This window comes from Embleya sp. L77 (assembly GCF_055557415.1).
In genome coordinates this window covers 259,979-273,724 of record NZ_CM145710.1, presented here as the reverse complement: position 1 = coordinate 273,724, position 13,746 = coordinate 259,979, and the positions used below count along the sequence as shown (strand labels likewise).

General features: G+C 70.0%; 13 protein-coding genes and 2 pseudogenes. 9 read left to right on the top strand and 6 right to left on the bottom strand.

All coding sequences use genetic code 11. The annotated features are described in order from the left end of the window. Window positions 1-83: 83 nt before the first annotated feature. Window positions 84-1,109, bottom strand: coding sequence for an amidinotransferase (locus ACZOOI_RS31155; RefSeq protein WP_465282898.1), 1,026 nt, complete (start codon window positions 1,107-1,109; stop codon window positions 84-86). A gap of 428 nt (window positions 1,110-1,537) precedes the next feature. On the opposite strand from ACZOOI_RS31155, the gene ACZOOI_RS31150 reads away from it, so the two are divergent. Genes ACZOOI_RS31150 through ACZOOI_RS31125 form a run of 6 tightly spaced genes read left to right on the top strand, consistent with a single transcriptional unit; the run spans window position 1,538 to window position 7,580 of the window. Continuing rightward, entirely contained in the window at window positions 1,538-2,485 is a 948-nt protein-coding gene (locus ACZOOI_RS31150) for a class I SAM-dependent methyltransferase (RefSeq protein WP_465282897.1), read from the top strand. Between the two features lie 59 nt (window positions 2,486-2,544). Beyond that, window positions 2,545-3,024 (top strand): VOC family protein, encoded by a 480-nt coding sequence (locus ACZOOI_RS31145; RefSeq protein ID WP_465282896.1) that lies wholly within the window; start codon window positions 2,545-2,547, stop codon window positions 3,022-3,024. After that, window positions 3,021-3,986 carry a hypothetical protein gene (locus ACZOOI_RS31140; protein WP_391587943.1) on the top strand — a complete coding sequence of 322 codons (966 nt, stop codon included), beginning with the start codon at window positions 3,021-3,023 and terminating at the stop codon, window positions 3,984-3,986. The genes ACZOOI_RS31145 and ACZOOI_RS31140 overlap by 4 nt, the downstream gene beginning before the upstream one ends. A 5-nt stretch (window positions 3,987-3,991) precedes the next feature. Further along, window positions 3,992-4,885: an LLM class flavin-dependent oxidoreductase gene (locus ACZOOI_RS31135; protein ID WP_465284188.1), complete on the top strand. Its 894-nt coding sequence runs from the start codon at window positions 3,992-3,994 to the stop codon at window positions 4,883-4,885. Further along, complete coding sequence (locus tag ACZOOI_RS31130) at window positions 4,882-5,760, top strand: PhzF family phenazine biosynthesis protein (RefSeq protein WP_465282895.1); 879 nt, start codon at window positions 4,882-4,884, stop codon at window positions 5,758-5,760. The genes ACZOOI_RS31135 and ACZOOI_RS31130 overlap by 4 nt, the downstream gene beginning before the upstream one ends. 23 nt (window positions 5,761-5,783) lie before the next feature. Beyond that, complete coding sequence (locus ACZOOI_RS31125) at window positions 5,784-7,580, top strand: gamma-glutamyltransferase family protein (protein WP_465282894.1); 1,797 nt, start codon at window positions 5,784-5,786, stop codon at window positions 7,578-7,580. A 54-nt stretch (window positions 7,581-7,634) separates the two neighbouring features. Here ACZOOI_RS31125 and ACZOOI_RS31120 read toward each other — a convergent pair whose 3' ends face one another. Both ACZOOI_RS31120 and ACZOOI_RS31115 read right to left on the bottom strand, forming a co-directional pair. Then, on the bottom strand, window positions 7,635-8,942 hold the full coding sequence (locus ACZOOI_RS31120) for an MFS transporter (RefSeq protein ID WP_465282893.1): 1,308 nt from the start codon (window positions 8,940-8,942) through the stop codon (window positions 7,635-7,637). 337 nt (window positions 8,943-9,279) lie between these two features. Next, window positions 9,280-9,363 (bottom strand): annotated as a pseudogene (locus tag ACZOOI_RS31115) (DUF6192 family protein); the annotation flags it as partial. 239 nt (window positions 9,364-9,602) lie between these two features. Here ACZOOI_RS31115 and ACZOOI_RS31110 point away from each other — a divergent pair. Next, complete coding sequence (locus tag ACZOOI_RS31110; protein ID WP_465282892.1) at window positions 9,603-9,785, top strand: hypothetical protein; 183 nt, start codon at window positions 9,603-9,605, stop codon at window positions 9,783-9,785. Window positions 9,786-10,061: 276 nt separating this feature from the next. Here the strand turns inward: ACZOOI_RS31110 and ACZOOI_RS31105 are convergent, their stop codons facing one another. Both ACZOOI_RS31105 and ACZOOI_RS31100 read right to left on the bottom strand, forming a co-directional pair. Continuing rightward, window positions 10,062-11,855 (bottom strand): ankyrin repeat domain-containing protein, encoded by a 1,794-nt coding sequence (locus ACZOOI_RS31105; RefSeq protein WP_465282891.1) that lies wholly within the window; start codon window positions 11,853-11,855, stop codon window positions 10,062-10,064. Between the two features lie 53 nt (window positions 11,856-11,908). Then, complete coding sequence (locus ACZOOI_RS31100; RefSeq protein WP_465282890.1) at window positions 11,909-12,361, bottom strand: AlbA family DNA-binding domain-containing protein; 453 nt, start codon at window positions 12,359-12,361, stop codon at window positions 11,909-11,911. On the opposite strand from ACZOOI_RS31100, the gene ACZOOI_RS31095 reads away from it, so the two are divergent. Further along, window positions 12,243-13,061, top strand: coding sequence for a DUF5954 family protein (locus tag ACZOOI_RS31095; protein ID WP_465282889.1), 819 nt, complete (start codon window positions 12,243-12,245; stop codon window positions 13,059-13,061). The two genes, ACZOOI_RS31100 and ACZOOI_RS31095, sit on opposite strands and share 119 nt — an antisense overlap. On the opposite strand, the gene ACZOOI_RS31090 is transcribed toward ACZOOI_RS31095, so the two are convergent. Further along, entirely contained in the window at window positions 13,056-13,484 is a 429-nt protein-coding gene (locus ACZOOI_RS31090) for a hypothetical protein (RefSeq protein WP_465282888.1), read from the bottom strand. The two genes, ACZOOI_RS31095 and ACZOOI_RS31090, sit on opposite strands and share 6 nt — an antisense overlap. Before the next feature lie 10 nt (window positions 13,485-13,494). Between ACZOOI_RS31090 and ACZOOI_RS31085 the strand changes: the two are divergent. Further along, window positions 13,495-13,545: pseudogene (locus tag ACZOOI_RS31085) on the top strand (hypothetical protein); the annotation flags it as partial. Window positions 13,546-13,746 lie beyond the last annotated feature (201 nt).

Genomic DNA, 13,746 nt, shown 5'->3' with positions numbered 1-13,746 from the left:
GAGCTCGATACGTCCGGCGCTGCGGTCCGACATCTCACACTCCAGATCGAGACGACGCTTGGCGAGGTGCTCCCTGCGGTGGGTCAGCCGGGGTGGTCGAGATAGGAGTCGAGTCCGCCGCTGCGTCGCACGTCGAGGGTGGCGCAGTGGAAGGAGCCACCGAAACTGTTGAAGTTGCGGAAGCTGCACGGAATGGGGGTGAAGCCCCACTCCTTCATCGCGGAGATCATCGGCTCGTCGTCGCGTTCGACCACGACGCGGTTCTCGTCCAGCATCAGGACGTTCATGTTGATCCACTTGCTGGTCAGGTAGAGCGGGTGACTGTCGGGAATCACCGGCCGGGGGGCGCGCATCACGTCCCAGCCCTTGAAGATCGCGGGTACCTTCGACACCCGCTCGGGGTGCACGAGCAGCTTCCCGGGAGCCAGCGGGGCCAGCGTGGCGTCGATGTGCATGGGGTGCGTGTCGTCGAACTCGAGGACGTGGATCCGGTATCGATCACCGAGATGGCGGCGCAGCCAGTCGATGCCGAACTCGTTCGTGACGTTGCTCTTCTGCGCGACGATGTCGCGCCCGAGCCGCAGGAAGTCGGCCGCGTCGAAGGTCGGCTCGAACTCGGTCACGATCAGCCGGGTCGGCATCCCCTCGGCCGGCTCGGTCCAGGTCAAGTCGTATTGTTCGTCGGTGAGTTCGGGCTTGGGTCCGGCGCTCCACCGGGCGCCGGTCCGGAAGTACTCCTTCAGGAGCGGCCGGTAGGCGAGGGTTTCGTAGTACCGGGAGCGCCAGGCCATCGGGCACTCGATGACGTCCTCGCCCACCACCAGGAGGCAGTCCCGCGGCATGGCCGCGTACAGACCGGTGCTGGTCCAGTCGCGCGTGGCGTAGGGCGTTCGCTGCGCGACCGGCTCGGGGCGTCGGACCGTCACCCCCTCGGCTTCGAGGATGTGCACGAACTCGTCGAGTTCCTTGCGGGCCGCGGCGATCAGCTCCGCGGGAAACGGTTGCCCGCCGCGGCGGCGGAAGGTCTCGTGCTGGTGCGCCGGAATGACCGGTTCCAGCGACGCGTGCCACGGGGGAAACGTGGCGTCGTCAACTATCCCGACAATCACTTCTTCGAGTGGATCCCACTCGGTATATGACGAGACGGAAGAATTTCCTGATAAGTGTATGTCTGCTGACGAATCGGACAACGTGAACTCCAGTCACTCTGCCGCATTCCGGTCCGACGGTCGCGCCAAGCCCTATCCAGGGAGGCCGCAAGGCAGGCGGGGTGACATGAATCCAAGCCGCCGTCCCGGCGTGCCGAGTGGTCGGCGGCCCTGGTCGTCCAGGTGGGTCATGGTGAACCTGCCGTCGGTGCGGTCGCCCTGTCAACACGAGGCCGATGTGACGCACGTCACTTGCGTTATCCGATCGTGATCATGGATATTAAATGTCGCCTGTCGTAAATTTTTGTTTCTCACCATTTTGCGTGAGAGGGGTGGATGTGACGCCGGGGGACAGCGAAAGAGCGATAACCCACATATACAATTCTGCGGTGGCGGCTTCGGCCATCGGGGCCGCCTGGGAACTCGGTATGTTTGACGAGTTACACACGCAGGGAATGCTCGACGTGCAGAGTTTCGCGGCCGAACGGGGACTCGACACCGTTTCCGTTCTCGGCCTCTTTCGGGCACTGTCGGCGGTCGAGATCGTCGAGCGCGAAGAGTTCAAGATATTACCGGGCGTCCACTTCTCCGAGGCATACCGAAACAAATCGTTCTTTCACTGGCTCACCAGGGGGAGTGCCGATCTGTTCCGGCGGGCGCCCGAGGTCGTGCGCACCGAGAACCGGGTGGGAAATTTCTGCCCGCGCGACAGCGCCGCCATCGCCTTCGCGTGCCGGGAGATCAGCGAGTTCTGCTACGACCCCTGGTTCTGGCAGACGGTGCAGGGCCTGGACTTCGACTTTCACGTCGTCGCCGACCTGGGCTGCGGCAGCGGCGAGCGGCTCATGCAACTCCTCGGCCGCCATCCGGGTACCCGGGCCGTGGGCATCGACATCGCCCAGCCGGCCGTACGGATGGCAACCGCCGCGGCGGCCGCGGCCGGCCTTGCCGACCGGATGACGTTCGTGCAGGCCGACGTGCTGACGATGGCCCCGGTTCCGGCGTTCGAAGAGGTCGAACTCCTGACCTGTTTCATGATGGGGCACGACTTCTGGCCCCGGCAACGGTGCATCGAAAACCTTCGGCGGCTGCGCACCCTGTTCCCGCGGGCGCGCAGATTCCTGCTGGGTGACGCCACCCGCAGCGAGGGAGTCGCCGACCGTGACCTGCCGATCTTCGCGCTGGGATTCGAGGTCGCGCACGACATGATGGGCACCTTCATTCCGACCGTGCGCGACTGGGAATCCGTTTTCGAGGAAGGCGGTTGGCGGCTCAGGAGCAAAAATTCGATCGACATCGCCGTCGGCGAGGTCATCTTCGAACTCGAAAGGCTCTGAGCCGCGCAGGATGTCGGAACCGGGCCGACGCAGGCCGCCGGCCACCGGAGAGGATTCGTATGCCCGATCTCGAATCGGTGCCCGTTCTGCACCACATCGCGGTGCAGACGGACAACCTCGACAACTCGATTTCATGGTACGAGGACTTCTTCGGCGGCCGGCTGACCTGGGCGACGGACATATTCTCGGACCTGACCGTATCCCGCCTGCCCGGCGTCGTGCGGATGGCCGAACTGGCCGTCGGGGCCGCGCACTTCCATCTCTTCGAACGCGGCACTCCCGCCGAGCGCCGGGCCGCGCCGGACGCACCTTGTTTCCAACACGTGTGCCTGAGCGTCGAAACGCCCGCCGAACTGCGTACCTGGCGCAGCCGTTGGTTGGAACTCTCCGGTTCGCACCGCTACGCGTTCGTCGACCCGGAGCAACCCACCGAGATCGTGACCGACGCGCAGGGCACCCAAAGTTTCTACTGTCTCGACGTGAACGGCCTGGAATTCGAGTTCACCTGCATCGGGGGAGCAGTGGGGGAAAACGCATGAGGCGCCCGTCGGCCGTCGCCGCACTCTCCCTGCCCGGCACCAACGGCTGGGACTTCGGCGACTACCCCTACGGCCTGGAACCGCTGACGATGCCGGCGCCGAACAGCGCCGCGCCCGACGGCGGCAGTCGCGACGAAGCCGACCTCGACGACGCGTGCCTGGGCTTTCTGGCCCGGGCCAAGGAGGGCTTCGGGATCACCCCACCCGTCGACGACAGCCGCCTGGGGCAACTGTTCTGGTTTCGCTGGATCATCGGCCATCACGTCTCCTTCGTGATCTGGCGCCTGCTGGCGGACGAACTGTCGCGACTGTCCTCGAACCCGAAGGACCGCGAGGCCGCCTCGGTCGCCGTGACGGAATACGTGCGGGCGTACTGCGGGATGCTGCTGTACACGGGCTCGTGCAACAGCGCCATCTACAACGCGGACATCCGACCGAGCATGCATCGGCTGCACAGCACCTTCAGCGGTACCTGGGCGCCGGACTACCCGCCGGTACGAAGCCTGTTCCGAGGCCGGAAACTGCCACCCGTGGTCGACTCCGAGCGGGAACGGCTGGTCCGACAGGTCGAGTTGAGCCACCGCATCCACCTGGGGGTCGCGGCCAAGCTGGTGGAAGGCGGCAGGTCGCTGCTCCAGCAGTCGGTCGCGCAACGCGACGCCAACCAGCCCCGCATGTGGGAGGGGATCTTCGACTGCTACTTCCTGACCCTGCGGGCGCCGACCACGCGGCAGGAGATCCTGGCGCAATTGCTGCGGCGCAACAAGGCCATCGTGATGGACCTCGCCACGAACGGCCTGTACCCGGGGTCGCCGGAGAGCCGGGACGAGACATTGGCGGAGATGCGACACCCCGACATCGTGGAGTGCGAGGAGGATCTGACCCCCTCGCTCTTTCGCGTCGCCGGTCTGGCCGCCGGCTTCTCCGCGGCCCGGGTGGCCAAGGAGATGACCGCCTCGTGAGCCCCATGCGGCACGGGGTGATCCTGCTGCCCGAGCAGCGCTGGTCGCACGCGCGGCGACTGTGGACGCGCGCCGAGGAACTCGGCTTCGACCACGCGTGGACCTACGACCACCTGATGTGGCGATGGTTGCGCGAAAAGCCCTGGTTCGGCGCCGTCCCCACGCTGGCGGCCGCGGCCGAGGCCACCTCCCGGATCGGACTCGGGACGATGGTCGCCGGCGCGTCCTACCGGCACCCGGTGACCTTCGCCAAGGAATTGATGACCCTCGACGACATCTCGGACGGCCGGCTGATCTGCGGACTCGGCGCCGGCGCCGGAGGCCACGACGACCGGGTGCTGGGCCACACACCCCCGTCGCCGGCCGAACGCCACGACCGTTTCGCGGAGTTCGTCGAAATGACCGACCTGCTGCTGCGCCGACGGGTGACCGACCACCGGGGTGCCTGGTTCGAAGCCCACGGCGCCTTCATGGTGCCGGGCTGCGTCCAGCGCCCGCGCCTGCCCCTGGCCATCGCCGCGACCGGCCCCCGAGGCATCCGGCTGGCGGCTCGCCACGCCGACACCTGGGTGACGGCCGGCGATCCCGGCTGGGGTGAACCGAGCGGCTACGCACCGGCGATCGCGAAGCTTCGCGCACAGGCGCACGCCCTCGACGCGGCGTGCGCGGACATCGGCCGCGACCCCTCGACGGTGCGCCGCCTGGTCGTCACCGGCGCGATGATCACCGGCGTGATCGATTCGGTGGACGCCTACGAGGACGCCTGCGGCCTGTTCGCGGACATCGGCTTCACCGACCTGGTCGTCCATTGGCCCCGAGCCGACTTCCCCTACCAGGGCAGCCCCGAGGTCGTGGAGCGGATCGCCGGCAAGCTCTTCACGTCGACGGGCACACGATGATCGCCTACGAGCTCGTCAACATGTTCACCGACCGTCCCTTCACGGGCAGCGCCCTGGCCGTGGTCCCCGACGCGACGGGACTGTCGTCCGCCGTGATGCAGTGCGTCGCGGCGGAACTCGGCGCCGCGGAAACCGCCTTCGTCCTCCCCGCGACCTCGCCCGACGCGTCGTACCGGGTACGCGTCTTCGGTCCGGACGCCGAATCACCGCACGGCGCGCATTCCGGCGTGGGGACCGCCGCCACGCTGGCTCGGTTGGGCCGCGTTCCCACCGGCCACCTGGTGCAGGAATGTGGCACCGGACGCCAGGTGCTCGCGGCGCGGGCCGACCGCGCCACCCTGCACGCGACCGGGCCGGTGCGCGGCGAGCCGCTGGATCGGCAACCACTGCTCGACGCGGTGGGGCTGACCGAGGCCGACCTCGCCGATGCGGACGGCGACGGCGGGCCGCGACTGGCGGGCTTCGGCGGGGGCTTCGCGGTGCTCCCGGTCCGCGCCGGCGCGATCGCCCGGGCCCGACCCGACTACGCGCACATGCGCGACGTCGCGCTGCCGGCTCTGTGCCTGTTCACCTGGGACCCGGCCGATCGCCTCGCCCGGGCCCGGCTGTTCGCCCCCGGCTTCGGCATCCCCGAGGACCCCGCCTGCGGACCGGTGGCCATGGCCCTGGGCGGGTGGCTGATCGTCGCCGGCCGACTGCCCGCCACGAACGGCGAGCACGGATACACGGTCCACCAGGGAGCCGAGGCGGGCCGCCCCGCACTGCTCGAGTGCACGGTGACGGTCGAGAACGGCCTGGTGGTGCGAGGCAGCGTGACCGGCCGGGTGACACCGGTCGCCTCCGGACACCTCGCGGACCCCGTCGAATCCCCTTGACCGACCCCTCGGAAGGACGTCTCGTGCTGCATCGTCCGGAACTGCACGGCACCGCGTGCGCGGTCTCCTCCACGCACTGGCTCGCTTCGGCGGCGGGCGTGGCGATGTTCGACCGCGGCGGGAACGCGTTCGACGCCGCCACCGCCGCGGCCCTGGTCATCCAGGTGGTGGAGCCGCATCTCAACGGACCCGGCGGAGACGTCCCGATCATGGTCTACGACGCGGCGACCGGGTCCACCCAGATCGTCTGCGGACAGGGTCCGATGCCGCGGCAGGCGACGCCCGAGGCGTTTCGCCGGCGCGGGCTGGCGGTGATACCCGGCTCCGGACTGCTGGCGGCCACCGTGCCCGGGGCCTTCGGCGCCTGGATGCGCCTGCTGCGCGACTTCGGCCGGCTGACGGTACAGGACGTGCTGGAGCCCGCGATCGGCTACGCCGAGGACGGATATCCGCTGCTGCCCAAAACCGCCGCGATGATCGAGGTGATGGCGCCGCTCTTCCGCGACGAGTGGACCGAGTCCGGCCGTACCTATCTGCACCACGGCGCGGCTCCCGCGCCCGGCGCCCGGATGCGCAATCCGGCGCTGGCCCGGACGTATCGCCGCATCCTCGCCGAGGCCACGGCGGGCGGACGAACGCGCGAGGCACAGGCGGACGCCGCGATCTCGGCCTTCTACGAGGGATTCGTCGCCGAGGCCGTCGACCGGTTCATGGCGACCGAGGAGCCGATCGACTCCACCGGCCGGCACAACGGCGGCTTGCTCACCGGTGACGACCTGGCCGGCTGGCGGGTACCCGTCGAGGCCACCGTGGCCCTCGACTACCGCGGTCACAGCGTGCACAAGGCGGGTCCCTGGTCCCAAGGCCCGGTCTTCCTCCAGCAACTGGCCCTGCTGGAGGGCTTCGACATCAACGCGATGGGCTTCGGGAGCGCGGACCACGTGCACACCGTGATCGAGTCCGCCAAGTTGGCCTTCGCGGACCGGGAGGCGTGGTACGGCGACCCGGAGCACGCCGACGTGCCGCTGGCCGGCCTCCTCGACCCCGTCTACGCGGCGGCCCGCCGGACCCTGATCGGATCCGAGGCGTCCGATGTCCTGCGCCCCGGCTCCCCCGACGGTCGAAAGCCGTGGATTCCCCCGGTACTGGACGTGTCCGCCTCCTCCGGCGACCCGGACTGGCTGCGGCAGTTGGCCGACGGCATCCCGACCGTCGTGCAGCGGACGGCGGCGAAGGGCGACACGTGTTGCGTGAGTGCGACCGATCGCGACGGCAACATGGTGGTCGCCACCCCCAGTGGCGGGTGGCTCAAGAGCTCCCCGGTGGTCCCCGGTCTCGGATTTCCGCTGGGCACCCGAGGCCAGATGGCCTGGTTGGACGAGGGGCACAACAACTCCGTCGCTCCCGGCAAACGGCCCCGTACGACGCTCAGTCCGACCTTGGCGCTCCGGGACGGCGCGCCCTACCTGGCCTTCGGTACGCCCGGGGGCGACCAACAGGACCAGTGGACCCTGAACTTCTTCGTCAACCACGTCGACTTCGGCATGAGCCCCCAGCAGGCGGTGGAAGCGGCGACCTTCCACACCGATCACGTACCGAGCTCGTTCACGCCCCGTCGGGCGCGGCCGCTGGCCGCGGTCGTGGAGCAGGACGGGTTCGATCCGACCGTCCTGACCGAGCTTCGCCGGCGCGGCCACGAGGTGCAGACGGTCGCGCCGATGACCCTGGGCAAGGTGTGTGCCACGGGCCCGGACTCGCACGGCGGCGTGCTGGCGGCGGCGAGTCCGCGTGGGCAACAGGCGTACGCGGTCGTTCGGTGACCGTGGCCGGGCGCGGTGGGAGCCGCGCCCGGCCTTGCGGAAAGCGGTGCCCGGTCACCGGGGGAGCGTCGGATCGTCGACCGGATCCGGATCCGGATCCGGATCGGCTGCGCCGTCGAGTCCGGCGGGTCGGCTTCGAACCGCCTCGAGACTCGCCAACCTGGGGACGACGACGAGGGACGCGAGCAGGACGACACCGCCGAGAACGGCGGGGGTGCGCACGGAGAACGCGGAACCGAGCCAGCCGCTGAGCCCGGCGCCGACCAAGATCCCCAGACGGCTCAGCAACAGGTAGCAGCTGTTGACCCGACCGAGAAGCCGACGCGGTACGACCCGTTGCCTGAGGGAGACCACCTGCACGTTCCAGGTCACCACACCGAAACTGGCCACGGCATACAGGACGGCCGCCAAGGCCACGGAGGAGCCGACCCCCAGACCCAGCAGTGAGGCTCCCATCAGGAAGAAGGACAGACCGATTCTGGACGTCAGGCCGAGGCGGTTGCGCAGCCGGCCCGAGGTGACGCCGGCCAACGCTCCGCCGACGGCACCCGAGGCCAACACCATGCCGTACGCCACGGGCGACGCCCCCAGGGTCTTCGTCAACAGCAGCACCAGCATGGTGACCGCCAGATAGAAGGCCATCGACGCCACCGCTGCCACGATGGCCAGCAGCCGGATCCCGCGGTGCGTCCAGGTCCAGCGAACGCCCTCGCGGATGTCCGCCGCCACCGGGCGACGAGGTGACGGCGTGCTCGCGCTCGACCGACCCAACGCGGCCACCAGGGCGGCGGCCAGGACGAAGGAGACGCCGTCCACGGCGAACGGGTACCCCGCGCCGACAACGAACAGGGCGGAGCCCAGCAGCGGGCCGACGAAGTGTCCGCCGACGATGAGACCGCCCTCCAGACGACCGTTGGCGGCCTCGAGTTGCTCGGGCCGCACCACATCCGGCAGGGCGGACGTGGACGCGTTGACGAAGACCGTCTCGCCGCATCCGAGCACGAAGGCCAGCAGGACCGGCACCACCAACGGCGGGCTCGCGACCAGCACCCACGCGGCGAAGCCCAGGACCACCACGGCGCGCACCAGGTCGACCTGCCACATCAGGCGCCGCCGGTCGAACCGGTCGGCCAGGACACCCCCCACCAGGGACATCACCAGCCAGGGCAGCGTTCCGGCCACCGTCACCAACGCCACGGCGCTCGGTGACGACGACACCGTGGCGGCCAACAAGGGCAGGGCCGCGTCCCGCATGCCGTCACCCACGGCGGAGACCGACGAGGCCGACCACAGCAGCGTGAACTTCCTGCCCAGCCTCGACGCCGGAAGCCCCTGCGATGCCGCCGATTTCGCCGTAGTCACCGCCCCAGTCTGGCAGCCGGCCGGCCCCGACGAACGGGAGACGAGAGGGATGGCGCCCGGCAGGCACCAACACGTCGACGGCGCATTCGACCCGTCCGCCCGATTCGTGGTGAGCACCCGGATCCGGGTGAGGACGTTGCCCGCGTCGGTAGCCGTCGAGCAGTCCGCGGGTACCGAACTCCGCGGCGACCGAAGACGAAGATCAAGTGCGATCAACCCTCCTCGCGGCCATCCGCAGCATGGGCTGCGATGTGCTGTCCACGACGACGCACACAGGCGAGCCCGTCTGGGACTGATCGGTGATCGCTACTCAGGCAGCCGGCCCGTAGTCCGGATAATCGTCCGCCATCGCCTTGAACGCCACGTCCGGACGCCGCAGCAACCCCGTCGCGGCTTCGGCCGCAACCTGCTCGTCGCGCGTCAACTACGGACACCCGTCCCCTCCCACCCGGCCCGCGGGTGTCCACCCCACCCCTGGACACCGCGGCGGACACGGATCCCGGCCGGGGCGTGAACTCTAGTGTTCACCGGCCCACTTCGGCTCGCGGTGTGTCCCATCCGCCGCGGACTCCTGTGGGACGACCGCCCGGACAGCCGGCGTCGACCCCGTTCGCACGGCCCGCCCCGGGGCCGCCGCCACCACCGTGGGGAGTTCACACGATGAGCCCGCTGCAGATCCTGTCCCTGCTGCTCGCCCTGTCCACCGCCCTCAACCTCGCCATCGCCACGGGCCTGCTCGTCCACCGATCCGGCGTCGGCATCCCCAAGGCGATCCTCACCGGCGCGGGCGCCGCGGCCACCGGCTTGGCCATCTACTTCGCCGCCGTCGCCGCCTACACATGACCACGTCCCCACCGGCGCCCTGTACGTCCACGGACCAACTCGCGCCGGTCCGGAACGGTCTCGTGCGCACGACTCCGAACTCCCGTGCGCACGACTTCGGAAAACGACAGTAGCTCTCTGTAGCTGATTCCCGGCTGTTTCATGGGTGCGTTTTGGACGTCGGACCGTTTGCCACGACCCATGAAACTGCGGATGCGCAGGCCGACCGTGAGGTGCCGGCGCGTTGCACAGGCGAACACCTATGAAACACGATCCACGGCGGGGATTGCCGCAGGGTCATCGGTGCCGATCGGGCACCCTGACCCAGCGGTCGGGGTGCCCGACGACCGGCGCGGCCGTGGACAGCCGGACACCGGCCGTGGCGGCGAGGTAGGCCAGCTTCCGGGCTCCGAGATCCGCGGTGTGATCCCACAGCCGGTGCAGCCATTCCCCGGGTTCGTCCGGGTGGAATACGTACAGGCCGAGGTCGTTCTCCCAGACCTTCGCACCGTTTCGGGAAAAGGCGGCGTAGTCGTAGGTGATCGGATTGAGGTACACGCCGGCAGCGGTCGTCCCGTGCGTCAACCGACTCAAAAACTCGGCGTTTCCGCACAGGTGTCCATGCCGTTGGATCAGGACACAACCCCCTTCGACGCCGGTCACGCCCACCCACCGCACACTTTCGTCCGCGTCGTGCGGATCGAAGCCCCCGGGGCCGGTGCCGTGGGGTCCGGGATCGCGGGCGAGATCGAGCCGGGGGCAGGCAGCCGGGTCCAGGCCGAGCCGACGCAGGGTCTCGGCCTCGTCGATGCCCGCGACGAACGCCGCGCCCAGTCCGTAGAGTTCCGTCCCCTCGAACACCGAGATCAGCCGGTCCGCCGCGTCCTGTTCCGCACGCTCGGCCGCCGTCGGCGGGACATGGCCGGGCCGCTGCGCGAACAGCGCGGCCATCGGCGTGCGCCAGCCCAGATCCGCGGCCGAACGCCCGCCGTGGATGGGCCGATACGGGTCGGCCCCCGCAGCCAACAGCACCGCGACGGAGGCCTCGTTGCCGTGGATGAGCGCGGTCCACAGTGGTGTCTCCTGCCGCCCGTCCAGGGGGTCCAGGTCGGTTGCGGCGTGTGCGAGCAGCGCGAGGGCTTCGGCCGCGCCGCCGCGCGCGGCGAAGTGCAGGGGGGAACCCTCGTCGTTCACGGCTTCGGACGGATTCGCCCCCGCAGCCAGGCGGGCCCGGACCACCTCAAGGTCTCCGAAGCCCTGGACACCCTCCCAATCCGGTCGGGGGGCGAGGCGATCGGGCAGCGCGTGGGCGGTCACGTGCGCGGCAGACGAGGCCGAGAGCGGCGGGAGCGCGCCGGGGGCACGACGTGGACGCGGTGCTGGGCGGGGACGCGAGCCCGGGGCAGGGCGGGGCGCTCCTTCGGGGAACGGTCGAGGAGGCCCGGGCGGCGGGTACGCGCCTGACGCGGTCGGAACCGGCGGCCGACCGGATCGCAAAGTGGCAGGGCCCTTCCCGACCGCGAAGTCCGGTGACTCCCGATCGGGTTCGCGGGGCGGTGATTCCCGCATCCCGGGCCACAGTTCGACGACATCCGCGGCCGCCGCCCGGATTGCACCCGTGTCGATCTCGACGCGTGTCTCCGCGATGCCCTCTTCGGGCCACTCGACCACGAGTGTCATCGTCCCCTCGGGTGGAAGGGGTTCGAGGTAGAGGGCGGGGCGGGTGACGAATGGGCCGCCCATTCCGCCGTATCCGTGCTGACGGCGCAGTGTCACCCTCCCGGTGTCGGGAAGCGGCGGCCGGATCTCGGGGTCGAGCGTCGTCCCGATCCTGCCGTCGGCGAGGATGACGCCCACCCGGAGTTCCTCGGTGATGCCACCCACGGCGAGCAGAATGGCCCGTTGGCCGACCGGACCGTTTCCGATCCGCCGTCGGGCCACGGCCAGTTCGAGTGTGACGCCGCTGGGCCACACGGAGAAGCCGGTGAGCAGCACTTTGGCGAACTCGCCCGCACCGAGCAGCCGCCTGTCGGGCACCACGGCGGGCAGGTACCAGTCACTCGGCACCGAGCCCGGATCGTGTTCCGTCACCGGTCCGAGTTCCCGGAACTCCGGCCCAGGTTCGGGCGGCGGCTCCGGCGGTCTCAAGAGCGCGTCGAAGAAGCCCATCGTGTCTCCCAGGGTGGACGTCGTCCCGGAGCGTTCCGTCGGGCCGTACCCGACGGTTGCACGGTAGATCCGAGGTCTGACGTCCGACCGCATGCCCGTGGTCGAACGGCCCCCGCCGACAGGGTGGTTGTCGGCATCCGGGCGGCCGCGCCGCAAGCCCGACGGCGGTTCACCGTCGCTGCCGGGGACGGCGAGGACCGTACCCGAACCGAACACACCTCGTCGAGCTCGCCCACGTCGGTGCGCCCGGTCGCTGCCTTCTGCGTCTCACGGACGCCGAACACGATCAGGCCTCCGCCGCTGTTGGCCATGGCCGCGACGTCCTTGGGGAAGTCCGTCTGCGGGAGACCTTTCGCCGGGGGCAGCTCCGACTTCCAGTCCAGGTCGTCGGTCTCCGTCACGCCGGCCGCGACGGCCGCGTCCAGCATGTCGTTTGTCAACGGGCCCGGTGGACGACCGAGAACGCGATGCAATGCGGTGAAGACCATGCCCGGATCCTACGAAGTGCAGGTGCATGGTGCGTCGCCACCCACCGCATGCCGGGGACTGGAGCCAGGGCGCGAGGGACCCCGATCCGGACCTCGGATTCACCATCGATCCCACCGCACCCGTCTCCGCCGCCGAACACGCACAGCGGCTCTCGCTGCGCGACTTGCCTACACGAGCCCCCGCTTCCCGGCCGACGTGCGCGACGACTCCGCCCGCGCCGCACACACCCACCCCGACGTCGTGATCCTGCCCACCACCTTCGGCGCGGTGGAACGCACACCCACCGGATGGACACCCGTGTGGGGTGGCTTCGCCACCCCACACGGCGTCCGCCGCAGCCTGCACATCGCCCTCACACAGGGGTGGCCGCTGCTCCACGACCTCGACGAAGACGCCCGCGCCGCCTACGCCCGCGTCGCCGGCGAATTCCGCGCGGCCGCCCGAGCGAACGAATTGCGCGTCCGGGACCGGCATCTGCTCGTGGTGCGGATCTGCCGGATGCTGCGCGTGGGCCCGGACGGTCCCGAACTGCGAGGTCGTTGGCGGGATGCCGGTACGCGAGTTCCGATTGTCCGCGGGGCGGCGGCACTACTCGGGCTGGTACTGGGCGGCGACGAACCGCGGTTTGGTGGCCTATGAGAGCCGCTTGGAACTCGCGAGGATCTTGCCGGCCGACTTCGATCCGTCGGTGACGGCGATCGCAGCTCGGTCTCTCCAACTGGTTCGCCCCGATGGGGACAGCGCCGCGAGGTCGATCAGCGGGCAGGGCACGTACGCGAGGTCCTGAGCGGTTTCCGCAGCGGTTTTGCCGAGGCGGCGGCCGACGGCGAGCCTCGCCCGCAGTTCTCCTTGGTGTTGAAGCTGTCCGAACGCGTCGAGGCGAAGGCCGCGGCGGGGCTCGGTCTGGCCGGAGCGGTCGGGTTCTACGGGCCTCCACGGTTCTTCGGCGACCGCGCGGCGGCGCTGGATGCTCCGCTGCTGATGCTGCCGGCCGGCGACGACGTGACCACCACACCTGCCGAATTTCGAGGCTTTGACCGACGAGTTCGACCGTGCGGGCAAGCCGTACGACGTGCACGTCTACCCGGACGCGCCGCATTCGTTCTTCGACGCGGCTTTCGCGGAGTGGGAGAACGCGTGCGCGGACGCTTGGCACCGGGTCCTGGCTTTCCTCGACCGCCACTCCGTCGGTGTGGACGGGCGGCGTGGCCGCCGCGGGCGAGCCGGGGGCGGCAGACGGCGCCGAGGGGGGCACGCGGTACGCACGAGGGCTCGCACGCCAGGCGGAACTCGGCGCCGCAGAGGGGGATCCACGAGCCCGCGC

Coding starts and splice junctions, on each gene's coding strand:
- ACZOOI_RS31145 (WP_465282896.1), top strand. CDS start 2,545: ATGCCCGATCTCGAATCGGTGCCCGTTCTGCACCACATCGCGGTGCAG.
- ACZOOI_RS31140 (WP_391587943.1), top strand. CDS start 3,021: ATGAGGCGCCCGTCGGCCGTCGCCGCACTCTCCCTGCCCGGCACCAAC.
- ACZOOI_RS31135 (WP_465284188.1), top strand. CDS start 3,992: ATGCGGCACGGGGTGATCCTGCTGCCCGAGCAGCGCTGGTCGCACGCG.
- ACZOOI_RS31130 (WP_465282895.1), top strand. CDS start 4,882: ATGATCGCCTACGAGCTCGTCAACATGTTCACCGACCGTCCCTTCACG.
- ACZOOI_RS31110 (WP_465282892.1), top strand. CDS start 9,603: ATGAGCCCGCTGCAGATCCTGTCCCTGCTGCTCGCCCTGTCCACCGCC.
- ACZOOI_RS31095 (WP_465282889.1), top strand. CDS start 12,243: ATGGCCGCGACGTCCTTGGGGAAGTCCGTCTGCGGGAGACCTTTCGCC.
- ACZOOI_RS31100 (WP_465282890.1), bottom strand. CDS start 12,361: ATGCTGGACGCGGCCGTCGCGGCCGGCGTGACGGAGACCGACGACCTG.